This is a genomic window from Treponema zioleckii (genome assembly GCF_014737315.1).
GTDB classification, from domain to species: Bacteria; Spirochaetota; Spirochaetia; order Treponematales; family Treponemataceae; genus Treponema_D; species Treponema_D zioleckii.
On sequence record NZ_JPUF01000063.1, the window covers coordinates 1 to 23,121 of the forward strand.

The 23,121-nt window shown below is 36.4% G+C and carries 25 protein-coding genes; 12 read left to right on the forward strand and 13 right to left on the reverse strand.

Annotated features, from left to right (window positions below):
* Window positions 1–244: 244 nt before the first annotated feature.
* The 5 genes from JI65_RS13875 to JI65_RS13895 all read right to left on the reverse strand — a co-directional run bounded on the left by JI65_RS13875 (window position 245) and on the right by JI65_RS13895 (window position 3,486).
* On the reverse strand, window positions 245–1,168 hold the full coding sequence (locus JI65_RS13875) for a radical SAM mobile pair protein B (RefSeq protein ID WP_029542749.1): 924 nt from the start codon (window positions 1,166–1,168) through the stop codon (window positions 245–247).
* Window positions 1,144–1,842, reverse strand: a complete 699-nt coding sequence (locus tag JI65_RS13880; protein ID WP_022766768.1) for a radical SAM mobile pair protein A — start codon at window positions 1,840–1,842, stop codon at window positions 1,144–1,146. The genes JI65_RS13875 and JI65_RS13880 overlap by 25 nt, the downstream gene beginning before the upstream one ends.
* Window positions 1,839–2,276 carry a radical SAM mobile pair system MarR family transcriptional regulator gene (locus JI65_RS13885; protein WP_191017697.1) on the reverse strand — a complete coding sequence of 146 codons (438 nt, stop codon included), beginning with the start codon at window positions 2,274–2,276 and terminating at the stop codon, window positions 1,839–1,841. Before JI65_RS13885 ends, JI65_RS13880 begins: the two co-directional genes overlap by 4 nt.
* Before the next feature lie 101 nt (window positions 2,277–2,377).
* Window positions 2,378–2,953, reverse strand: a complete 576-nt coding sequence (locus JI65_RS13890; RefSeq protein WP_197971954.1) for an aldo/keto reductase — start codon at window positions 2,951–2,953, stop codon at window positions 2,378–2,380.
* 23 nt (window positions 2,954–2,976) lie between these two features.
* Window positions 2,977–3,486 carry a flavodoxin gene (locus JI65_RS13895; RefSeq protein ID WP_197971955.1) on the reverse strand — a complete coding sequence of 170 codons (510 nt, stop codon included), beginning with the start codon at window positions 3,484–3,486 and terminating at the stop codon, window positions 2,977–2,979.
* A 487-nt stretch (window positions 3,487–3,973) separates the two neighbouring features.
* Here JI65_RS13895 and JI65_RS13900 point away from each other — a divergent pair, with 487 nt between their 5' ends.
* The gene (locus JI65_RS13900) at window positions 3,974–6,850 is read left to right on the forward strand and encodes a UvrD-helicase domain-containing protein (RefSeq protein WP_191017700.1); all 2,877 of its coding nucleotides are present in this window, start codon (window positions 3,974–3,976) and stop codon (window positions 6,848–6,850) included.
* A gap of 342 nt (window positions 6,851–7,192) precedes the next feature.
* Window positions 7,193–7,612, forward strand: a complete 420-nt coding sequence (locus JI65_RS13905) for a hypothetical protein (RefSeq protein ID WP_191017702.1) — start codon at window positions 7,193–7,195, stop codon at window positions 7,610–7,612.
* A gap of 337 nt (window positions 7,613–7,949) precedes the next feature.
* On the opposite strand, the gene JI65_RS13910 is transcribed toward JI65_RS13905, so the two are convergent.
* The 3 genes from JI65_RS13910 to JI65_RS13920 form a co-directional block, all read right to left on the reverse strand.
* A complete protein-coding gene (locus JI65_RS13910; protein ID WP_191017703.1) occupies window positions 7,950–8,297 on the reverse strand; it encodes a hypothetical protein in 348 nt (115 codons plus the stop codon).
* Window positions 8,298–8,533: 236 nt separating this feature from the next.
* Window positions 8,534–9,007, reverse strand: coding sequence for a YbaK/EbsC family protein (locus JI65_RS13915; protein WP_191017705.1), 474 nt, complete (start codon window positions 9,005–9,007; stop codon window positions 8,534–8,536).
* Window positions 9,008–9,024: 17 nt separating this feature from the next.
* Window positions 9,025–9,399 (reverse strand): RidA family protein, encoded by a 375-nt coding sequence (locus tag JI65_RS13920; RefSeq protein WP_191017707.1) that lies wholly within the window; start codon window positions 9,397–9,399, stop codon window positions 9,025–9,027.
* Window positions 9,400–9,467: 68 nt separating this feature from the next.
* Here JI65_RS13920 and JI65_RS13925 point away from each other — a divergent pair, with 68 nt between their 5' ends.
* Window positions 9,468–9,668, forward strand: a complete 201-nt coding sequence (locus JI65_RS13925) for a hypothetical protein (protein ID WP_027729057.1) — start codon at window positions 9,468–9,470, stop codon at window positions 9,666–9,668.
* Between the two features lies 1 nt (window position 9,669).
* On the opposite strand, the gene JI65_RS13930 is transcribed toward JI65_RS13925, so the two are convergent.
* On the reverse strand, window positions 9,670–10,092 hold the full coding sequence (locus JI65_RS13930) for an Rrf2 family transcriptional regulator (protein WP_191017708.1): 423 nt from the start codon (window positions 10,090–10,092) through the stop codon (window positions 9,670–9,672).
* A gap of 496 nt (window positions 10,093–10,588) precedes the next feature.
* Here JI65_RS13930 and JI65_RS13935 point away from each other — a divergent pair, with 496 nt between their 5' ends.
* The 9 genes from JI65_RS13935 (at window position 10,589) to JI65_RS13970 (ending at window position 17,810) form a co-directional block, all read left to right on the forward strand.
* Window positions 10,589–11,479: a DNA adenine methylase gene (locus JI65_RS13935; protein WP_191017710.1), complete on the forward strand. Its 891-nt coding sequence runs from the start codon at window positions 10,589–10,591 to the stop codon at window positions 11,477–11,479.
* A gap of 8 nt (window positions 11,480–11,487) precedes the next feature.
* Window positions 11,488–11,844: a restriction endonuclease gene (locus JI65_RS17150; protein ID WP_197971956.1), complete on the forward strand. Its 357-nt coding sequence runs from the start codon at window positions 11,488–11,490 to the stop codon at window positions 11,842–11,844.
* Window positions 11,784–12,149 (forward strand): restriction endonuclease, encoded by a 366-nt coding sequence (locus JI65_RS17155; RefSeq protein WP_197971957.1) that lies wholly within the window; start codon window positions 11,784–11,786, stop codon window positions 12,147–12,149. Before JI65_RS17150 ends, JI65_RS17155 begins: the two co-directional genes overlap by 61 nt.
* A gap of 180 nt (window positions 12,150–12,329) precedes the next feature.
* A complete protein-coding gene (locus JI65_RS13945) occupies window positions 12,330–13,193 on the forward strand; it encodes a type II restriction endonuclease (protein WP_191017712.1) in 864 nt (287 codons plus the stop codon).
* Window positions 13,193–13,723 carry a PD-(D/E)XK nuclease superfamily protein gene (locus JI65_RS13950; protein WP_191017713.1) on the forward strand — a complete coding sequence of 177 codons (531 nt, stop codon included), beginning with the start codon at window positions 13,193–13,195 and terminating at the stop codon, window positions 13,721–13,723. Before JI65_RS13945 ends, JI65_RS13950 begins: the two co-directional genes overlap by 1 nt.
* Window positions 13,724–13,787: 64 nt before the next feature.
* Entirely contained in the window at window positions 13,788–14,609 is an 822-nt protein-coding gene (locus JI65_RS13955) for a DNA-methyltransferase (protein WP_242457257.1), read from the forward strand.
* Window positions 14,610–14,724: 115 nt separating this feature from the next.
* Window positions 14,725–16,110: a phospholipase D-like domain-containing protein gene (locus JI65_RS13960; RefSeq protein WP_191017715.1), complete on the forward strand. Its 1,386-nt coding sequence runs from the start codon at window positions 14,725–14,727 to the stop codon at window positions 16,108–16,110.
* A 32-nt stretch (window positions 16,111–16,142) separates the two neighbouring features.
* On the forward strand, window positions 16,143–17,186 hold the full coding sequence (locus JI65_RS13965; protein WP_191017716.1) for a hypothetical protein: 1,044 nt from the start codon (window positions 16,143–16,145) through the stop codon (window positions 17,184–17,186).
* A gap of 111 nt (window positions 17,187–17,297) precedes the next feature.
* On the forward strand, window positions 17,298–17,810 hold the full coding sequence (locus tag JI65_RS13970; protein ID WP_191017718.1) for a hypothetical protein: 513 nt from the start codon (window positions 17,298–17,300) through the stop codon (window positions 17,808–17,810).
* Window positions 17,811–18,233: 423 nt separating this feature from the next.
* Here the strand turns inward: JI65_RS13970 and JI65_RS13975 are convergent, their stop codons facing one another.
* The 4 genes from JI65_RS13975 to JI65_RS13990 form a co-directional block, all read right to left on the reverse strand.
* The gene (locus JI65_RS13975) at window positions 18,234–20,000 is read right to left on the reverse strand and encodes a plasmid recombination protein (RefSeq protein WP_191017720.1); all 1,767 of its coding nucleotides are present in this window, start codon (window positions 19,998–20,000) and stop codon (window positions 18,234–18,236) included.
* An 85-nt stretch (window positions 20,001–20,085) separates the two neighbouring features.
* Window positions 20,086–20,925: a ParB/RepB/Spo0J family partition protein gene (locus JI65_RS13980; RefSeq protein WP_191017722.1), complete on the reverse strand. Its 840-nt coding sequence runs from the start codon at window positions 20,923–20,925 to the stop codon at window positions 20,086–20,088.
* 85 nt (window positions 20,926–21,010) lie between these two features.
* Window positions 21,011–21,208, reverse strand: coding sequence for a hypothetical protein (locus JI65_RS13985; RefSeq protein ID WP_191017723.1), 198 nt, complete (start codon window positions 21,206–21,208; stop codon window positions 21,011–21,013).
* A gap of 72 nt (window positions 21,209–21,280) precedes the next feature.
* Window positions 21,281–22,672, reverse strand: coding sequence for a tyrosine-type recombinase/integrase (locus JI65_RS13990; RefSeq protein ID WP_191017725.1), 1,392 nt, complete (start codon window positions 22,670–22,672; stop codon window positions 21,281–21,283).
* Window positions 22,673–23,121 lie beyond the last annotated feature (449 nt).

Consider the following 23,121-nt stretch of genomic DNA (forward strand, 5'->3'; position numbering starts at 1 on the left):
CAATGCCAGACGGAGGAGATGCTACAGTGGTAGATCTTCCAAAAGCCGGCATTACGGGCAACAGCCACTTTATGTTCCAGGAAACAAACAACAGGGAAATTGCCGACCACATCGAAAAATGGCTTAAGGAAAGGGGGCTTTAATATGAAGAAATCCCCTTCGTCAATTATACTGGAATTTTATGTTCCAACGTTCATCCCGACAAACTGGAATTTGTGCGATTATCTTTCGGTTTATTCTTCCATCAAGGATTATGTATTACATTTCTCTTTCCACTATTGGCAGTTCCTCTTACTTCTTCGTGGTAAAAGTAATCTACAATTGTTGGATGTCCTTTCTCTACTCTCTCATACGGAGTTTCATTATCAACAAACCTGCAATCATACTTTTTAGCCAGCTCTTCTGCTTTCTTTTCCAGCGCTTCAAAATAGCTGCGGTTCTTTTTGTTATAAATTTCGTCATACAGTGGCACCAGATCCGGATGTTTATCGGAAATGTATTTCATGATATCTGCCTTAAAACCTCCGCGAAGATTCAGATTCTCAAGCCATACAAGGTCACACTGATCTTTTGTCCTGTCTATGATTGCTTCTATATCCGTAATCCCCGGGAACACGGGTGAAATGAAGCAAATTGTACGAATGCCTGCCGCATATACCTCTTTCATTGCAGCAAGCCTTCTTTCTATGCTTACTGCCGCATCCATATCATCTTTAAACTCTTCATCAAGAGTATTGATTGACCATGATACTGTAAGTCTGCTATTTTCATTGATCTCTTTTAGCAGATCCAGATCTCTTAGTACAAGGTCTGACTTTGTGCAGATAAGTATGTCCGCACCACTGTCCTTTAGTTCTTCCAGAAGTCTTCTTGTATTTTTATATGTTTTCTCTAGCGGATTATAACCATCCGTAACTGTTCCAATAATTACCTTCTGGCCGGCATACTTCTTTGGATTCTTTATTTCAGGCCAGTCTTTCACATCCATGAAAGTTCCCCATTCCTCCGTATGCCCTGTAAAGCGTTTCATAAAAGATGCGTAGCAGTATTTACAGGCATGGGGACACCCCACATAGGGATTCACCGAATATCCTCCAATAGGAGTATTCGATTTTGTCATTACACTTTTTGTTTCTATATGATTTACTTTGATTTCTGGTTGTTCCATATCCTCTGTTCCTCCAGCACTTTGTTAAAAGCATCCGGCATTTCCTGTATCATTTCTTCTCCCATAATCGGAACAAGATCTTCTTTCCAGAATACAGGAATGTTCAGTTCATGAGCCTGTTCTGTCAATGAATAAACCCACCCGGGATCTGTTTTAACAGTCCTGCTCTTTGCACCTGTCATGGTTCCCACCACAATCCAGTCAATGCCTGTAAGATCAACCTTACCCGGATCATCGAACAAAGGCTCAAAAGTAACATGATATTTTTTTGCCTTCACATTGCTCCGCAGTGCATCAATACGCCATAACTCAGACTTTCTCGTAACTGTAACGCCAAACCATGCATTATCAAGATCTGTTTCAAAAGACAGAAGATCCGGTCGTTTGGTAAGAAAAAGAAACTGGTGCTGAGGATTCTCTGCTATCTTTTTAAAGACTTCCTCTCTCCATTCCTCATGCCAGCCCGAGAGATCGCTCATGCCGGTCAGCAGAAAATTCTGCGGCTTTTTCTTTTCCATCATACGAAGCTTGCCTTGAAAAAACTGTGGCTTTTCAAAATCATCTATGATGTGATAACGCCTCGTATTGTTTCTGGCATAGCAGTACGGACATCCAACAGTGCACCCTATAACAAGATTCATGTTCTGAATCTGATCTTTAATACAGATACTCATTTGTCACTCCATTCCTCAAGGTTTACCCTGATGCGGTTAAGATACTCTTCAAACTGAAGAATCTCTTTATCCGTAAAATCACGATAATAAATATTCCCCATCTCATTGGATACGGAGTCATAAGCTTCTTTAAGTTCTTTGGCTTTATCTGTGAGGAACAGAAGAGTTTTTCTCTTATCAGCTTCATCCGTTTTGCGGCTTATCAGTCCGTTTTTTTCCATCCGCTCAAGCATGGTCGTAAGTGAAGTAATTGCAAGTCCGCTTTTCTCGGAAATAATTTTAATAGGAACGCCATCTTCCTGCCATAAGACATACAGAATCCTTCCCTGAGCTCCGTTAAATGCATCAATGTTTTTTTCTGCCAGTATCCTTTCAAATATACGATCACCCAGCTGTTTTATTTTTGTAACAAGAAATCCACCTTTTGTCTTCATAATTAAATACTCCTATATCGTAGTTTTATACTACCATATAGGAGTATTTGTATCAAGCACACATATCATAATTTCCGGTTTTATTCAATCAGTTTTTATTCTCACTGCATAGTGTTTTGCTTACGATCATGGATATTCCTATGGCAATAACAAGAAGAAATGCAACTGCCCCTGATTCCAGAAGTGGCTGGCATGTTCACGGCGGAATGTATGTCATCGGCGTTGGCGGAGTTGGCTTGTATCAGGAAGAAGGAAAGCCCGCCATCATAATCAGAAAGGGCGATGTGATTCAGATTCCAGCGGGCTTTTCCTTCTTTCAAAGCCTTTTCCAGCTGACGATAACCTGCAAGCCAGTTTCCTGCCGGCTGATGGATGTAGAGCAGATCAACATAATCTAGGCCAAGACGTTCAAGAGTTTCGTCAACAGCGTCTGGATTTTCGTATTCCGACGGCCAGAGCTTTGTAGAAAGAAAAACTTCCTTTCGGTTGATTCCGCTTTCTTTGATTCCCCGTCCAACTGCGCGCTCATTCACATAGGCGTTTGCAGTGTCGATAAGGCGGTAGCCCATCTTAAGAGCCTCGCGGGTGCTGTTCTGGGCATCTTTCGGTGAAAGCATAAAAGTTCCAAGTCCGATTACAGGACACTCGATTCCATTGTTAAGTTTGATTGTCTGCATAGCGTATCTCCTGTTATTGATTATTATTTAAGCCAGTCCTGTACGGCTTTCTTCGCAGCACTTCTATTTGTCTGTGCAACCTTTCCCTGAACGGCAAGTCCGTTTTTCACCGTCGCGCCCTTGCAGGTTGAACGGATACGGCTTTCTGTTCCGGCCAGTCCGCTTCCTTCGTGAGTACAAAACGGTATTACGGTTTTTCCATTCCAGTCGTGGGCTTCTAAGAATGTGTAAAGGGGCATTGGTATATCTCCCCACCAGTTTGGATATCCGATGTAGATTGTGTCGTAGGCGCTGATGTCGATATCAGTTTTGAGGGCAGGGCGGGCTTTTTTGTTCTGCTCATCTTTTGCAATCTGAGTCAGGTGGCTGTAGCTGTCGGTTGGATAAGGCTTTTGAGTTTCAAGTTCAAAAAGCTCTGAGCCAGTTTCTTCTGCAATAAACTTTGCGATAATAGAAGTGTTTCCTTCTTTTATGTTTCCAACGTTATACTGTTCGCCAGCGAGCGAAAAATAAACTACCAGTGATTTTCCCATTTGAGTCTCCTTGAGTTTGAAGTTTTGTTTTGTGCGAATAGTGAACCTGCAAGGCAAGCTGCTATTCCCAAGCCGATAAGTGTTTTTTTTCAGATTCATTTTTTCCTCCGAAATAGTTTTATTCTGGGCGTTACCGCCTGCCTGCGGCAGTCGGTCGGGCTTTTCGCCATTCCGCACCGCTCCCTAGGTGTCCGCCTTCGGCGTGGCTACAATCCCTAACGCTCACTTGCATTATAAGTGACAAGTGTCTATTTTCTATGGACAATGAGGAATGTAATGTTGTTTAAACGACAGAATTGTGATAAATGCCTATTAATATAGATTTTTTGAAAACTGGCTTCCAGAAGTGTTAAGAAAATGTTTGTGCAAATAAGTGGAAGCAGAAATAAATTGATAGGTTTGCATAGGAATATAGAATTATAAATATGAACAGAAACTTCAAATGATTATGATTATATGCTATAATCTAAAATTAGCTGGATATTTTATGTCTCTTTTGAATCGTATTTTTGGCACTAATAGTGACTCTGTGAAGAAAAATAAAAATATTTATCATTCTGATAATCCCAAAATAAATGAAATCCTTTCATTTAATAATTTTATAGATGATTTACTTTCAAAAGATTCTTATATTGCAAAATCAGATTACCTGAAAAAGATAGATGCAACGAAGGATATAATTTCATATTTTCAACAGTTACAAAATGATGATTTGTTGCCTGATTTTTGTAAGAAAAATTCTGTTGCAGAAGATTTCATATTTTCTGTTTTTACAAAATACTCTGATATAAAAAATCTTGTTGCAGAACATAATAAAAATTTTGTTTCACAAAAACTTGAATCAGAAAAAAGTTATCTTGACACAATTCTGTCTGATGTTGATTCAAATATTATGTTAGATGATGACCAGCGTCGCGTCATTCTTACAGATGAAGATTATTGTCTTGTAATTGCGGGGGCTGGAGCCGGAAAAACGACAACGGTTGCAGCAAAAGTAAAGTATCTTGTAGAAAAGAAAAACATCAATCCAAAGGAAATTCTTGTAGTTTCTTTTACTAACAAAGCGGTTGGCGAACTAAAAGAAAAAATAAATCAGCAATTGAAAATCGATTGTCCCATAACAACTTTCCACTCAACGGGAAATGCAATCTTGCATAAGGAAAACGATGAAAAACTGAATATTGTACAAAATGAAAAGCTATACTTTGTTTTGGAAGATTATTTTAGAGATACAGTTTTACAAAATCAAAAACTTGTTGATGATTTAATAAAGTTTTTTGCGACATATTTTGATGCTCCAATTGAAGTAAAAGATAAAAATCAGTTTTTTAACAATTTGTCAAACTCAAATCTTTCTACAATGAAGAGTGAACTGGGAGAAGTTGACTATCAAGTAGAAATCAAAAATTCTAGAATTAAAAAATATGAAACAATACAAAATGAAATTTTGCGTTCTCAGGAAGAGGTTCAGATTGCAAACTTCCTTTATTTGAACAACATCGATTACGAGTATGAGCCTTGCTATAAATATAATATTGAAGGAGCAAAAAAGCCCTACACTCCTGATTTTAAAATCACCCAAAATGGAAAAGAAGCCTATATTGAACATTTTGGCGTAACTGAAGATGGCTACAGCAACAGATACTCAGCGGAAGAATTAAAAAAGTATAACAAAGCAATGCGGGATAAAGTTGCAATTCACCGTAAGCATGGAACAAATCTCATCTGTACCTGCTCGCAATATAATGATGGGCGGGAACTGCTTGAGCATTTAAGAGAAAAACTAGAATCATTTGGTTTTGTATTGAATCCACGTGACAATAAGGAAGTAATGCAAAAGATTTCCAATCAAGATTCCAGTCGTTATATCAGAAAACTGATAAATCTTATAGATAGATTCATTTCAAATTTCAAGACCAACGGATATTCAGTTGAAAAATTTGATGAGTGGGGAACTCAGACAAAAAATGTAAGGACGAAACTGTTTTTAGGTATTTGTAAAGAATGTTACTTGGAATATGAGCGATATCTTCACAAAAATAATGCAATTGATTTTTCGGACATGATAAATAAATCGGCACGGCTATTGAAAGAATCAAAAACAGTAAGTGATCAGATAGATTTTAAATATATCATTGTTGATGAATATCAGGATATTTCCCGCCAGAGGTTTGATTTAGTCGGAGCGTTGCATGACGTTACTAATGCAAAAATCATTGCTGTTGGAGATGACTGGCAGTCAATTTATGCGTTCAGCGGTTCAGACATAACTCTATTTACTAAGTTTTCAGAAATCATGGGATATGCAGAACTTTTGAAAATTACAAAAACCTACCGCAATTCACAGGAAGTCATCGATATTGCCGGAAATTTTATTCAGAAAAATACGGAACAAATCAGAAAAACCTTAAAGTCCCCAAAGACAATTACAGACCCTGTAATTATTTATACTTATGATTCAAAACAAAAGAGATTTGGAGGGAATTCAAATTATAATCTGGCAAAGTCTGTTGAAACCGCTATAGAAAAAATCATTGAATTCAACAAAGTTGAAGGAAAAGACTCTAAAAAGCAGGAAATTCTTTTGCTTGGAAGATTTGGTTTTGACGGGAAAAATTTGGAACGCTCAAGTCTTTTTGAATATAAAGATTACGGTAATAAGATTAAGTGCCTAAAGCATCCAGAATTAAAAATTACATTTATGACAGCTCATGCTTCAAAAGGCTTAGGATATGATAATGTAATTGTCATAAATGGAAAGAATGAGACTTATGGCTTTCCTTCAAAAATTGAAAATGACCCAGTGTTAAATTATGTTGTAAAGCGCGATGATACTATTGAAGCTGCCGAGGAACGTCGTCTTTTCTATGTTGCCATGACACGAACAAAAAACAGAGTGTATTTTATAGCTCCAGAAGAAAATCCTTCAGAATTCCTTTTGGAAATAAAACATGATTATAAAAACGTTGTTTTAAAAGGAGAATGGAGCGAAGAAGTAAAAAATGGCAGTGCATTTAAGAAATCTTGCCCGATTTGTGGTTATCCCCTTCAGCATAAAGTAAAAACTGCTTATGGACTGAATCTTTGGATTTGTATGAACGACCCGGAAATCTGTGATTTTATGACAAATAAAATAGAAGCTGGGAAATTATCAATTCAAAAATGCGATAAATGTGATGGCTATTTAATTGCACGACAGCAAAAAGATGGACGATATTTTTTAGGCTGCACAAATTATAATGCCAATGGAAAAGGTTGCAGTAATATTATTTGGAATGAGGATTATTATAGAATGAATAATCTTACTCCAGAACCTGCAATTAAAAAGGAAATACCTAAAGGGTATGAACGTAAAACGAAATAAAAAAGCAAAACAGATAAAGCTTGCAAAGAAATAGAAAACATCTTGCCAAAGACTCTTCTCAGGCTGGGCAAATTGTACTTAAAGTTGTTTTTATAAAAAATGAACCTATGCAAATAACCTGCATCATCTAGAAATCCTGATTGAAAACAATGAAATAAAGGCTTAAAAGATAGTGGAGAAATCTAGCTAAAACGATAGAAAAATAATTTGCAATGTATGACAGTTTTCGATATATTGTTTTTTTATTTGTAAAATAGCTATATTTGAGTTAGAAGTTCGAATACTTTGAATGTACCATCTTTAGTAAATTACGAGTTTTCGTAAATAATAAAGGAGGTGCCTATGAAAACTTCTTCTGTGGTTCTTGACGCATGTAATTCAATGCGTGAGGAGTTCAAAAAATCTCATTATTCTAAAAAAGAATGTGAAACTATTCCAAGTCAATTGTCTAATTGGGCTTTGATTTTGGATAGGATTGATTCTGTATATGATGAGGATTGCGAAAATAACTTTGACGAAACCGATTTTGAAAAAGCTATGAAAGTTTTTCCAAAATTTCATAGTGCCGTATCAAAGTATAAAAATTACGCTAAACAGAAGAAAGAATGTGTTCAAATCTGTAAGGTTTTGAGTACTTATGTTTCGGGTGTACAAAGTTTACTCGAATTAAATAAGCATGCCTTTTTAGAAATTGAGCGTTATTATGCAAACCCGGGCAACTTAGTTGATTTGGAGTATTGCATGACTGCAGATGATTATTAGCTAATCATTTTGCACAATACATAAGTATCTTATGTCAAACCATACCGAGTATCTCAGTTGGTTATTGAAAGGTTTGAAAAATTGTGAGCAGTTTTGTTTCATGAAAGTATCTTGGATAAACCTTTCCCTTAATAGTAGTAGGCAGCTCAGAAAAAGACTCCAATTTATGGAGTCTTTTTTATTATGGTAAAAACGATTGATGGATTTGCGGGAAATCCATATAACGGGTAGACTAGGAGTTTTAGCATCATCTCAACAAATTGTGAGATGTTTATGCTTGCAGAAGTTGGAAAAATAGAAAAAAACACCACGCTGTCACAAAAATAAAATCACCCTTTCAGCACTCTTCCAAAAGGCGGGCAATATTCTGCTGATAGCCTTGCAGAGTTTTAGTGGCAAGCTTAGATGACTTGTCCAACAGCCTGCGCCCAGAGTTATGGTCGCCTGATTCTATGAGGCTGCGAGCGTTTTCGATATCCTTTTTTAAGCGTAGTTCTTCTAGCATATTAGTGTAGGCGGAGTCTTTCTGTGCCATTGAGATTGCCTTGTCATAGTACGAAAGCCCACGTTCTGTCTGCCCCTTTCTTCGTAAAAGATACAATCCGTAAGTTGCCGTATTGCATGGGTTTTGTCCGATTGTGGGGATAAATGCTTTTAGTATATGCTCTGGAATACATTTATTCATTTCAAGATATGCAAAGACAATATTATTTAGAACCTGTATATTATGCTTTCCATGAGGGAAATTCCTGTGTATCTGCATCAGAAAGTCAAGGCAGGATTCCATTTGTGGCAAATTGATTGATATTTTTATCCTTGTAAAACTTCCTTCAGTTGCCTCATCATTTCAACCCTGCACACGGCATAAAACTTAACATTCACTTCCTCGTCTTCAATGGGAACGGCTACACGGCTTTTTTTCTATTCTTCCCATCCCTTGCAGACATCACACCAGCCGGTGGCACCTGAAACTTCTTCCAGTTCAGAGGGAGTTAGTTTTACCGAAGTAAATGAGTTTCCGCCTGCTGGATGAACGTATTCAAAGCGCTTCATTGAAATATCGAGCCATACGGGGATTTCTTTTGGAACATTGAAAGGGCAGACTCCGCCGGGAGCAAAGCCGGTAATTGCTTCAACCTGGTCGCGGGCAATCATGCTGGGCTTTACGTGAAACTGTGCCTTGAACTTTGAGTAGTTTACCCGTCCATCACCTGCCATTACCACGATAACAGGTTTTTCATCCACAATAAATGAAAGCGTCTTTGCAATCTCCGCTTCAGAACAGCCAATCTGCTGTGCTGCGTGTTCTACGGTGTCGATTGTTTCTTTGTGTTCGGTGAGTCTGTCTGCATATCCCTTAGCTTTGAGGAAGTCTAAAACTTTTTCATTTATCATATATCTACCAGCCTTTTTTACTCAACAACGGCTACTGCTTCAATTTCAACAAGGGCACCCTTTGGTAAAGCTGCAACTTCAAAGCAGCTGCGGGCAGGTTTTGAAACAAAGTACTTTTCGTATACTGCATTAAATGCGGCGAAATCTGAAATGTGTGCGAGAAAGCAGGTTGTTTTTACGACTTTTGAAAAGTCACTTCCTGCCGCCTTTAAAATTTCTCCAAGATTCTTTATGGTCTGTTCTGCCTGAGCTTCAATGTCACTTCCCTCGATTGTGCCTGTTTCAGGATTCAAAGGAATCTGCCCTGAAGTGTATAAAAATCCGTTTGCAAGAATTGCCTGTGAATAAGGTCCGATTGCTGCCGGTGCTGATTTAGTTTCAATAGTTTTCATAGTAGGCCTCCAGATATTTACCTATTATTCAGATAGGGATATAATACAAATAAGGAGGCTGTCAGTCAATGAAAAGTATTTTGATAAAAGACACAACAAAGGAAGAACGAGAAAAAATCGTTGCCGATGCTCTTGGCTGTGGAAGCGACTGTTCCATGTGCTGTGCCTGTGGCGGCATGGAAATTGACTATCAGCAGTACATAGACGGTAAGAAAGAAATTGCCCAGCTGAATGCAGAATACCGGGCAAATACGATGATAGGGCACTAGATTATAGCTTTCCCATCAAATCCTTAATTGTTGTTTTTTTCAATTCTTCTTCCAAAGCCTTTTGGGCATTATCTAATGGCTGGTCTAGAACTGCATGGATTTTGCTGCCAACGGGACATTTTGGATTAGGATTTACATGAAAATTAAAGACGGACCGCTCGCTCTCCTTTTCTTCGCTTACGGCTTTGTAAACATCCAAAAGGGAAATTTCTTCGGCTTTCTTTGAAAGGGTAGAGCCTCCGACTCCGGCTTTTGTTTCTACCATTCCAGCTGCCTGGAGTTTTCCCAAAATCTTTCTGATAATTACCGGGTTCATGCCAGTGCTTCCTGCAATAAAATCGGAAGTGACTTTGTAGTCTTTTTCAAAATAAGCGATGCAGAGAATAGTGTGAATGGCAACGGTAAGGTTTGTGTTTAGTTTCATAATCCTGTCCTTGTTTCAGTATATCAGATTTGTTGTAAAAAATAAATAACAAGAAATGAAGCTTTGGGCGTTACCACTTGCCGCAGACAAGCGGTCGGGCTTTTCGCCATATCCTGTAATATTTTTAATACTCGATTGAGTTCAGATGGATTCAGATAAGTAAATTTTATGACTTTTTGCCTAGATATTTTTAATTTAGCACAAAAAATCGAAAAAGTTCTATTCATTTTGATTCATCTGAACTCACTCAATTCTAGATTTTACTTAAGGTCTTTACTTAAAATGGAGTACTATATTGGAATAATTTTTCTTTCAAGTATTATCTAATTTAAACTTCAATAAATTCGTAAGCCGTAGGTTTTTGGCCTGCGGACTAAGTTTTTTACAATAAATTGACTTAAAAACAACAATGTCATTCCTTGTCACCTTATGAGTATATAATATCTATAAATTATTCAATTTATGATGTATAATATTTATTTATAGGGGAATAAAAATGTCTGCAAGACCGTTCATAAAATGGGTAGGTGGAAAAACACAACTTTTACCAGAAATTCGACAACGCTATCCTGAAAATATAACCAGATATTGCGAACCATTTGTTGGTGGCGGAGCTGTATTATTTGATGTACTTCAGACATTTCATCCTAATGAAGTTCTTATTAATGACATCAATCCTGAATTAATTAATCTCTATGAAAATATTCGTGATAATTGTGAACCTTTAATTCAATTATTGGAACACTTTCAAACAGAGTATCTTGAAACTCCTGAAGCTGACCGTCAGAACCTCTATCTTGGGAAACGCGCAACATATAATCATTTTATTGAAGAACGTAATCCTGAACATAACCTTGAGAAAGCAGCCCTTTTTATTTATCTGAATAAGACTTGTTTTAATGGACTTTATAGAGTAAACCGCAATGGTTTATTTAATGTTCCGTTCAATCGAGCAAAAAATCCTCTAATTTGTGATTCCGAGAATATACGTGAATGCAACCAACTTCTTCAGAATGTTCAAATGCATGTAGGCGATTATTCCTACTGCAGAGATTTCATCGATGAAAATACATTTGTTTATTTGGATCCACCATACAGACCTCTAACAGCATCTTCATCTTTTACTTCGTATAATGAAAATGGTTTTTCTGATGTACAGCAAATTGAACTGGGCAACTTTATTACTGAAATGGCACATAGAGGAGCCTTGATTGTTGCAAGTAATTCAGATCCCCATAATGCAAATGAACAGGATGAGTTCTTCGATAATCTATATGCAGATTTTAATATAGAAAGAGTTCAAGCTGCACGAATGGTAAACAGTAATGCCAGACGTCGCGGACCGATTAATGAATTATTGATTAGTAATATCGCAGCTGTTTTCTAGAGGTTTAAATGAACAACATCGAATTAGGAGCAGAAGAACTTTCAAAGTTATTAAATGATTTTTATTCATATTTCGAAACTGGATATGATTTTGAAAATTTTCTCAAACTATATTTAGAAAAGATTGGTTTGGATGAAGTCTATGTTACTCAGAAATCAAGAGATGGAGGGTACGATTTAACAGCAAAACGATATGGTGTCGAAGATTTTGATGATGCAGATGAAATCGATTACCGAATTCAAGCTAAACGTAATTCTCCCATTTCATCAATATCAGTAACTAAAATTCGTGAATTAAAAGGACGATGCTTTCTGGTCAAAAAGGCATTTTTATTACTACGGCAAAATTCACACAAGAAGCAATAAATGAAGCTAAAACTGATTCTTCCAGACCAATTGTTTTAATTGATGGAGCATCGTTGATTCAGAGTTGTATTGAAAAAGAAATTGGATTTGTTTATAAACCAGTATTTAGTGCTGCCAATCTTGATATGCAATTTAAGAAAGATAAACCTGAAAAAAAACAGGAAACTTCAAAAGTTACACCTTTGGAAAATGCAATTGAAAAGCAAATTTCTGAAAATGATTTGAGAGCAAAAATATTAAGACTTCCTCTCTCCATAAAGAATTCTTTACCTCAGGATGCAAATAAAGTGAAAGTCATTTTTTAATGGCTCTATAGAAAAAGAATGCACTATTGATAAGACTCGTGCATATCTGGCAGGCGTTACAGAAATATATCGCCAATTTGAGTTAATTGACATAGATAATATTTTACATCGTGGAAAATCAGCATGGTTATATGATAACAATCAATTGAAAATAAATATAGAACGCGCAGAGGATTAAAGATGGGAAATAGAAATTTTAATTCATGGCTTTCTAGTTTCAGATATAGTATAGCTGACTTTGGATATTATATTGATTTTACAAAAGTTTATAAAAACGTAGATTCAATCAAAATTGAGTTGAATATTCTAAACTCATTAATAGGTTCAAAAAACATTGAAACAGATTTCGAGAACTTAATTGCAAAATATCCAGAAACATTAAAATGCATTCCAATTTTACTTGCTGTTCGTGAATATGAGATTTTTGCGGGTGAAAACGGTGATGTAAAACTTTATACATTTAATAAGCAGATTAACACAATAGATGATTATAAACTTTTCATGAGAAAAACAGGACTTTTTGACCTTCTTTCAAATCACATTATTAATAATCTGTACGATTATGTAACTGGAGTTGAAACAGGTCTTGATTCAAATGGCCGCAAAAACCGTGGTGGCCATCAGATGGAAGATTTGGTTGAAAGTTATATCCAAAAAGCAGGTTTTAAACGTGATGTAAACTACTTCAAAGAAATGTATGTTTCAGAAGTTTCCAGAAAATGGAATATTGATTTATCAGCTGTTTCTAATCAGGGAAAAATGGAAAAACGCTGGGACTTCGTAGTAAAAACAGATAGTTGTATTTATCTCATTGAAACAAACTTCTATGGAAGTGGCGGTTCAAAACTTAATGAAACAGCCCGCAGCTACAAAACAATTGCAACTGAAATGAAAAATGTAAAAGGTGCAAAGTTCGTCTGGTTCACAGATGGAGCAGGATGGAAGTCAGCAGCAAGAAACCTTGAAGAAACCTTTGATGTTCTTGATGATATTTATAGCATCAATGATATGCAGAATGGAATTATGAAAGAGGTATTTAAATAATGAAGCAGAATGGTTATGGAGGAGCAAATACTCTTACCGGATTAGTTTTTGAGGGTGAAGTTGACCTTAAAACATTTTTATCTGGTCAAAACGATTATAAAGTAATAGAACATGATGTATTTTATAAAGGAAAACTTGTAGCAAATATTTATAAAAAACATGATTTTTACAAATATTTCCTTAAACCTCATGGAATTGATTGGAAAAAGCATATTTCTAAGCAATTATTACCTGATGACTCAATTTTCGTTATAGCTAATAACACAGTCTTTATTATTGAATGTAAATATCAAAAAGTTAAAGGCTCTGTTGATGAAAAACTTCAAACTTGCGATTTTAAGAAAAAACAATATCAAAAACTGCTAGCTCAACTTAATGTTGAAGTTGAATATATCTATTTATTAAGCGATTGGTTTAAGGATCCCAAATATAAAGATGTCCTTGATTATATTCACAGTGTTAGATGTCAGTATTATTTTGGATATATTCCATTACAGAAATTAGGACTACCAGTTCCAGGAGTAGATTAAAATTTCAATAAAACCTTGGTATCGCTCGAACAATTTAGACTTTACTCTTGCAAAAGGCGATTGTTTGGAACTGCTTCCAAACATAAACTTTCAGTTTGATATGATTTTTGCAGATCCTCCTTATTTTCTTTCAAATGGCGGTATCTCTGTTCAGAGCGGTAAGCAAGTAAGTGTAAATAAAGGCAATTGGGATAAATCTCAAGGCTTTGAAAAAGACAATGATTTTAATCGGCGGTGGCTTGCCCTCTGTCGTGAAAAATTAACCGATAACGGAACAATCTGGGTATCAGGAACTTTTCACAATATTTTCTCAGTTGCTCAATCTATGACGGAACTAGGATATAAAATCCTGAACTGTATTACATGGCAGAAAAATAATCCTCCGCCAAATTTATCATGCAGATATTTTACTCATTCAACGGAGTTTATCCTCTGGGCAAAAAAATCAGCAAAATCAAAGCATTATTTTAATTATGATTTAATGAAATCTATTAATGGCGGAACTCAGATGCGTGATGTGTGGACTCTTCCCGCGATTGCAAAATGGGAAAAATCATGCGGAAAGCATCCTACTCAAAAACCTCTTCCTTTGTTGTCCAGAATTATTCTAGCTTCTACAAAAGAAAATGATTGGATTCTTGATCCATTTTCTGGAAGTTCTACAACGGGAATTGCATCTACAGTTCTAGGCCGTAGATTCTTAGGCTTAGAGCGTGAGACTGAATTCCTTGAAATGTCTAAGGCTCGCAGAGAAGAGTTGAACGACATAAAAATCAAACATGATTACTATCAACGAATTTCAAAATATGCTGATACAAACTGTATGGATATTCTGGAAGTAAGAGAACCTGAACCTTATTATGGGCGGGATTTGGATATAGAGTAAGTAGGAAAAGTTTTTCAATTAAAAGATAATGCAGTTGCTATAAAATTTAAAAAAAATAGAGAATAAAGCAAAAAATGGTATTTCGGATTCCTATAATAAGTATAGGGGGTGCGTAATGAAATTATATTTGGATTACAAGACTACAAGACGATTTGCAATTTTACTAAAATACATACCAGATACTGTAAAGGAAATATCAGCTTCGGTTGCATTTACTCAAGATGATACATTAATGAAACTTTGCGACAAGAAAAAAATTCATCTTGATTGGTGGGGATTATTTAATGCAGATATTTCCTCGAAGATAGAAATTGTAAAAGAAGCTATAAAATCTCCATATATAAAATTCTATCCTTTTGCTGAGTTATTTCATTCAAAATTAATTTGGTTTCATGGCTATGGGGTTTATATAGGCTCACATAATTTGACTCAAAATGCTATGTATCATAATGTCGAGACTGGTGTCTTTATACCTGAAAACGAATTGACGGAAGAACATAAAACAGAAATTGAACAATATTTTTCTTTTTTGAGTGACAATAGTATACCAGCTACGATTGAAGATGCTGAATTAATGGAAAAGTATATCCAAGAGACAAAAATTGAAAATGAACGAAGAAAATTTATAAAACAGAATCTAGATAATCTTTTTGAAGAAAGTTTTAGTCATCTGTTTATATTGAAGCCAGGTGTGCAAGATTGGGGAAATGATAAAGAAAAAAACGATGATAAGAAAAAACTACAGTTTTTACAAGAGTGGCGGGAGACTCAAAAATATTTGGGGATAATACATGAAAAACTTAAGAATATTAAGGAACCAAGTTGGGTTGATCCAAGTGCAGATATTTCGATAATTACAGACCAGATTTTACATGCTTATTATTATTCATATTTGTTAAAAGGAAAAGATGAAGACTTAAAAAGTTCTGAATTAGTGAATAAGGAATATGAAGAAAATAAATATAATCCAGATAAAGCAATAGAAAAAGCGCTTGACTGGTGGGAGAATCTTGAACTTCCTCCAAGTAATGAGGATGTTCATATAAATGAATGGGATAAATCTAATAAAACTCTACTTGCAAAGTTAAAAGTTGGAGAATTAACTAGAGATGAATTGTTTATTGTTTTTAATCAGAATCATGCGGCTAGGAACCATGCACGGCAGATGAAAAACTCTGATTTTGGTTTACCATCTGATTATAAAACAAATATTGAGGAAAGAGTAAATTTCTATGTGGATTGGATATTAAATCAAAGAACATCAAAAGGGCTAACAATTCAGGACACAATGAAATACTTGCTTTTTGAAGATACAATCAGTTTAGAGGAACGTGTTTATAATACGATTTACAATCCTAAATATCACATAGACCATTTCGGTAGAAGTATTGTCGGAGAATTGGTTGGATGGGGAAGGCCTGATATTACGCATTTAAGAAATAATCGCGTAAATAAAGGGCTAAGAGCTTTGGGATTTAATGTCGCATTATTTTCAGATTAATAGATGGCTTTATCGGATGATATTCAAAAAAAATGGGGGAAATTATAAATGAAAAAATAAGTATGGTTGTTGGTTTGTTGCTTTGCATATTCTGCAATATTTATGCATCAAACGTAACTGAATATTTAATGAATGATAGACTTTTTTCACATTCATTTGATCCTTCTAGTGAGGAAACTAAACCATTTGGAGATAAATCTATAAGTGATAAAGCTATGGTAGATTTACTGCTAAAGGGGTTCGTTCAGGCAAATGTTGACCAGAATACTACTAATGATTTTCTCAGAAACTATTATAATTATGTTGTAAATCATGACAGAGTTATAGCTTACGGAAAATGTATGGTTAATCCAGGAACTAATGGTGGCAATAATGGCATAGACACATTATGTTATTATTCTGTCTTTGATTCTGGAAACTCAAAATACACGATTGTGATATTTGACTTTTTTAGACAAAAAATATATGAAACAGAAATTTCCTTAAAGAATGGTTCATTGTTAAGCTTACTAGGAAATATTAACAATGCTTTAGACAGTAAAACGGAAGGTGAATTTCCTGAATTGATTGGTGGTGAAGCATCTCATGGTACTTATTTTTTAGATTATAATCGTGAGGTCGGACAACATACTTGCTTAAAGTATGATAAACCAATTTCAAAGAAAAAGAAATTTACTAAAAAAGATACAGACGATGTGAAGAATAATTATAATTATACAAATATTTGGAAGGATAATTGCTCAAACTTTGCATATTGCATTGTTATGACTACTTATCGAACATATGTATTTTTTACTGAAGAAGAAATTAATTACTTTAAAGACAATATATCTTCTGCCTTTTTTAAGGCCATAAAAGAAACTGAAAATAATACATCAGCCCCAAAGAAAACAGTTGAACAGAAAATCTTAAATGATGATGTTCCCGTACAAACGAATAAAAATATTAGAGATGATACTGACGTTGAAATCTCGTTTATGTCATTTAACAAAGATTCCATAGGAAAGAATGTAAGTTCATATCTTGATACAAATAACATTAAATATAAAGCTTATAGCACTTGGAGAGGTAGCTGAAGTCAAGAATCTGAAACATTTGAAATAGAAGATATAAAATATCTTGGTGCTAATTTTAGTCTAATAGAAATTGTAATTTCATCGGGTGATGGATATTTTACGACTGATAAAATGGATACTATTGAATGTCATTTTCTTACAGAATCGGATTATGAAGTATTTATTTCTTATCTGAAAAAAAAGTATCCTTATTCAAATAAAAGCAAAGTATTTTATGGAAAATCAAGGCTTTCAAGTAAATTTGCTGAATATATTTATTATGATGAAATAACATGTGATAAACAAAACTTAAAGGTTACGTATGAGTTCTCTGTTAAGAGAGAACATGAAATTGAACTTACAGATGAGAACTTGGTTGGTTATGTACCATTTGAAACAGTCGAAGAGGTTAGAAGTGTTTGTAATCCATCTGATGGGCAGTATACTTCAAGTATTCCGATTCATGATTTAAAAGGGCATCAGTATAAATATCAATCTGCCGTACTACTTGAAGATAACGGGAAAAAATATCTTTTTATTACATTACAAAATTGGCTAACATGGGATTCAATTACGATTTCTGCCAATGAAGCACTAAGAAATTTTACTTGTAGTGAAAAGCCTTTCGGAAAACAAAGTAACTAAACATCCAGAGAACTGGGTCTCTGGCAGATAATCCAAAAAGACAGAGTCTTGTTGGCGGAGGTTTAGAAAGGGCAACGTTGCCCTTCTCAGGTTTCCAAAGGGCAGAGCCTTTTGGTGGCTATGAAGTGGAGAAAAAAAGCGGTGAAAGTTTCCTTTTGGGGAAGCTTTCATTTGCCCGCGCTTTTCGGAACGGAATAGACAAGGGGTCGAGGGGATATGCCCTCGCACAATAGAAGTTTGTTCGCAGATTTTTGTAAAAAACGCGGGCAAACTTCTATTGTGTTAGAACTTGGCTACAAGTTCTGGGGGTGCCCAAAGGGCTCGTTTTTACTGCCTTTACGGCTCTTTTTCTGTTAGGGAAACGGTGCGCTAACTAAAAAAAAACGCAATCAAGCGACTTGCAAGATTGCGTCTCTGTGGAGTTTAATCCCACCAATCGATTTCTTTTCGTGTGTGGGTAATTGTCTTGTTTTTGCGTTCCTGAACTTTCGGAATTTCTTCTCTAATTTCACGAACTTCCTTAATCTGGCTGAGGGTGTTTCCTCTCATGCCCTTTTCGATGTACTCTCCGAAATTGCTGCAGTAGCTTTGCCTCATGTCTTCCGCAACAATCATCAGTTCATCAGGTGTCTTGTTCCAGAAGTGTTTTGCAAAATACTGCGCCTTATGAAGCCATCCGCAGAACTTTTCTTCAAGGCCGTTAAACCATTCGCAAAGGCCTTTTCCATCTCTTCTTCTTGCCATAAGTCTTGCATCGTCAAACTTTATGTCATCTGCAAAAGTGAAGTATGGGGTAGCCGCATTGTTGTTGACTTTCTCGGCTCTTTCTGCGAGTTCCTTAGTTTCCTTCAGCATCTGGTCTAAGGCTCTGTCTTTTTCTTTTACCTCCTCCTTTTTCTTTTTAAGTTTCTGCACGAACTTGTGAAGGGATTCGGAAGCATGCTTTCTGGCATTCGCTAAGAAAGTTTCTTTTTTTGCAACATTTTCCTCGCGCTCTATTAATTCATCTTCCTTGTCACTCAGCTTGAATTCCCTGCTCTTAAAGTCGTACTCCTTCTGTTCAACATACGCGTTATGCTCTTCCTTTTCTTTTTCAAGGTCCTTTGCCTTCTGCGCATTCTGCTCAGCTTGTTCCTGATTCTCCTTCTCCCATTCAGCATTATCAGCGGATTCTTTTTGAACTTCCTTCAGGTTGTTTATAAGCCTTTCTGCAAGTGCGTGAACATCATGGTTAAGGTTCGGATTTTGTGAAAGAATGTAGTCTTCCGTTGTAAGATGCTCGCGCTTTTCATTCTTCTCTATAATTTCAAAGCCATGTGAACGTGCTATCTTTTTAAGCCGATTCCTCTGTGTATCAGTCCATTGCTGAAGGTTTGTTACTACGCGCGGTTTTGTGATTTTTCCGCCTTCGGTTTCACCTTCTTTGGTCTGTTCCGTCTGCTCAGGCTTTTCTTCAAGCTTTTCAAAACATTTAAGGCGCTCACTTAGCGGAACTTCTTCAAGCGTTGCGTTCTTCTTCCTTCTGCGCGGTTTCTTTCTCAGGCCGTACACTTTTTCTGCGACTTCTGGGTCTACTTCAATGTTTAAGATGCCTTGTTCCATTAAAGCACCATTCATAGAGTTTTGAATCTTCTGCCCGCGGTCGCATTTGTACGCAACGGGAATATAATCAAGATGCATGTGGGGCGCACCTTTTATAACTCCGCCTTTTCCGTCACTTCGCATTTCATCCGCGTGGTAATAAGCACCGATTACCACCATGTTCGGATTCTTCTTCTGGAACTCTTCCAGAAATTCCTTGTAAATCTGCTTTCCGACTTCAAGGGCTGGAAAGCCGTCTTCACAATTTCCGATTGTAATTAAAGCTTCGCGAACGGGTACAAGAACTGCTGATTTCTTTACTTTCTCCCAATAAGTATTGAACTGCCGTTCCTTCTTTCTCTGCTTGGAGTTGTATTCCTTGAAAGCTTCTCCAAAAATCTGCTCGTAGGCTTGTTTTGGTGGAATATCAATCCATGTTTCGTGAAGTCCGCCTTTTACGATGTGCTCCTGCTTGTCACAATATTTTGGGTCTCTGATATTGTGTTCTCGGCAAGCCTGATAAAGCTTTCTTCGTTTTCTTCCGCTTGAATCAATTCCGTCTTTTTCCATTCCGCCATTGTGGAAAGATGCCGTATAGCTTTCGCTCAATGTTGTACTCCTCGGGCAGGCACTTTCTTTTGGCTTATGGAACAAAGGCTCTGGGAGTAGCCTTTGTTTCCGTTTTTATCTTGTGTTATGCACTCAGAGATTTTTCAAGGTCTTCAAGGCTGATTCCCTTTCTGATTTCGTTGATTGCATAACGTACACCTTTTTCAAAGGCTTCATCCGTTTTTGATTTGGATGCGGTCTTTGCACTTTGCTTTTCGGACTTTGGCTTTCCTTTTGGCTTTTCAGTTTTAGCGTCAGTCTTGGCTTCCGCCTTTGTTTCAGTTTCTGTGGATGCAGAAACATCGCTCTCTTTTTCAGAGTTTTCTTCCTTTCTTTTCTCTCTAATCTGATTGAAAACCTGATTCATACTCAGCTCATCTTTCTTGATGGCTTCTAACTGTTCAGGGGTAGCTTCCTTCAAAACAACTCTTGTTTTTTCAACCGTCTTGGTAGATACACCAATCTGCTTTGCAATGATTTCAGATGCCTTTCCCTTTTCACCGACTACATTTCCTTTACCTTTCTCAAAGTTGAAGTTTGCGACTGCATCTAAAAGCGCTTGTCCGCTTAAGTTTCTGCGGTTTATCTGCTCTTTGATTGCAAAAGTCTTTGCTTCTTCAATGTCTGCAAAATTATGGATGATACAAGGAATTGTCTTGTTTCCCAGAGATTCCCATGCGCACTTTCTTGTGTGACCGTCAATCAGGATGTATTCCTTTCCGCGCTTCCAGATGTGGATTTCGTGGCCTGACTTGAAGCCCTCTTCTTTCATCGACTGTTTCATTTTTTCGAGAACATCTTCTTCCATGACCAGAAGTTTCTGGAACTCTGGAATGAGAACAATGTCCTTGATTTTGAGAGTTTTCTTCTCTGAGATTTTCTGAGTGGTATCTTTTACCATGCTGATAATGTCATTAATTTTCATATGTTTATCCTCTAGTTGTTGGTTTTATTAGATTCACCGACAGCCTGAATAATTAAGTCAGACTGCCAGTACCGATTTAAATTGTTTAAGCTGATTTCTGTAAGCGTTCAACGAATGCCAGAACATCAGATTTCTTGTACTTTCTGCGGCTTCCATCTTTGATTACCTTTTTTCTGAGCCATTCATAACGCTCTGCGGTAAAGAAAGATGATGAAGCGCATCTCAAGAACTCAATTACTTCTTTTTGAAGCAAGAGTTCTTCTGTTAATGTTTCTTTTTTCATCTGCGGGTACTCCTCTTGTTGTAAATTTTTTATTTCAAACTGCCATATGCGAGGTTTATGACAGTTTAATTTTTAAGCAATTTTATTTTTGCTTTCACCAGTGCACGGAAGTAATTTTTGATTTTCTGGAAAATCGTCAATGATTGTATATTCAACTTCTTCGACAGCCAGTTTTTCAAAAATTGGTGCAAAAAGTTTTTCAGAAGTTTCAGCAATAGTCTTTAAGGCTGATTCCTTTTTGATATGATTTGCATAATGAGCGAAAATCTTATCACTTTTGTGTCCGGAACCTATCATACAGATTCTCTGGTCTCCGATTTCTGAAAGTGTTGTCGTACACCATCCGTGCCTGAAGCTATGGAAACAAATCTTTTCAGGATCTGAATAACCGATTGATTTCAATGCCTGTCTCATATATTTAGCCCATGCATCGGCATCCATTGGTCTGTCAGCTTTTTTCTTACTGAAGAATACATATGCCGACAAATCCTGCTTCCATGGATTTTTCATTAGCTGCTGTATTATCATATTGCGCAGTTGCTGAGGAATTAAAATTTCTCTTTCATCTCCGTTTTTTGGAGACTTAAGGCCATCATATTTTCCCCATGAATGGCGGATGTAGATTCTGTCGTCCCCGATGTCCTGGGCTCTCAGTGCAGCAATTTCTCCCTGACGCATTCCTGTGTAGCTTGCAATGAGGCATGCAAGTTTTGCCGCATCATTTTTCCATTTGGCAGCAAAAAGGGCTCTTGTCTCTTCCATTGTGAGGATTGCTCTTTCTTTAGATTTTTCACAAGGTTTGATGATTCCGTCATAGCAGTTGATTTCAGTAAGCCCATGAAGAAATGCCCATTTCATTGAAACAGTCATTGCATGAATAATTGATTTCACGGATTTAGGTGCAAGTTTCTGAGTTGATTCAACTTCGTAGATTTTGTTGATGTCGTTACGGGTTATTTCTCCGAGAAGTTTTCCTTCAATGATTGGTTTCCAATAATTGATTATGATACGGGTCATTTTATTGGAATGTTTCTTGTGGAATGATTTGCCTCTAAGATGCAGTTCCCGAATATATGGCGATTTGTCATAATCCCAGAACTCAAGAAGGTACTCCATTGCATCACGCGCAGCTTTAGTCTCAGTACGGATTGCGGACTTGATGTAGTTGCGTTCTTTGAGAATGTTTATAATTTGATTGATTTCTGAATCAGAAAAATCATGTGTTTTAAGCTGATTCAAAATAGAAAGAGTATCAAGAGAAGTTTTGATTTCAGATTTTTCTTTTCTTGAAACTCGTTTAGGGATAGCACCTGCTACAACCCATTCCATAACGACTTTTTCAGCCTCGGATTTGGATTCTTTTCCAGTGCTTTTATTGTTAGAAAGACTTCCGTCTGAAAGTCTGATCTGCGCATACCAGTATGGCGAATTGCGCATTTTGAACAACAAATAGGGTTTGTTCATATAGGTCCTTATCTGGGCAGACAGGAACGCATAAATAATTTACAATATTATTAAGATTTTGTAAATGTTTTTCCCAAAATCACTATTTTTTACTTAAACTGCTTACTTAATATGCCATTTTCTGTTTTTTTATGGTATAATTTAGTAAGTAATCCTATACTGTAATTCTTTATATATTAAGGAGTTACGGTATTCTTAGTCAAAACGAATATTTTTTTTACGAGGGGGCTTTGCGCCATTCCGCGCTAACCGCGCTCCATTCTTCCGCTCCCTTACGGTCGCTCCAGAACGAGCCTGCGGCTCGCGGCTACAATCCCTAACGCGGATTATTTAATAGAAGCATTTTTGGGAAACACAGTATCAAAATCATTCCTTGAATACTTTCCGCTAAAATCTATCTGATTCCCTTTGGCAGGCGCATTTCATTATCTGCTGGTGGCAAGGTGAAG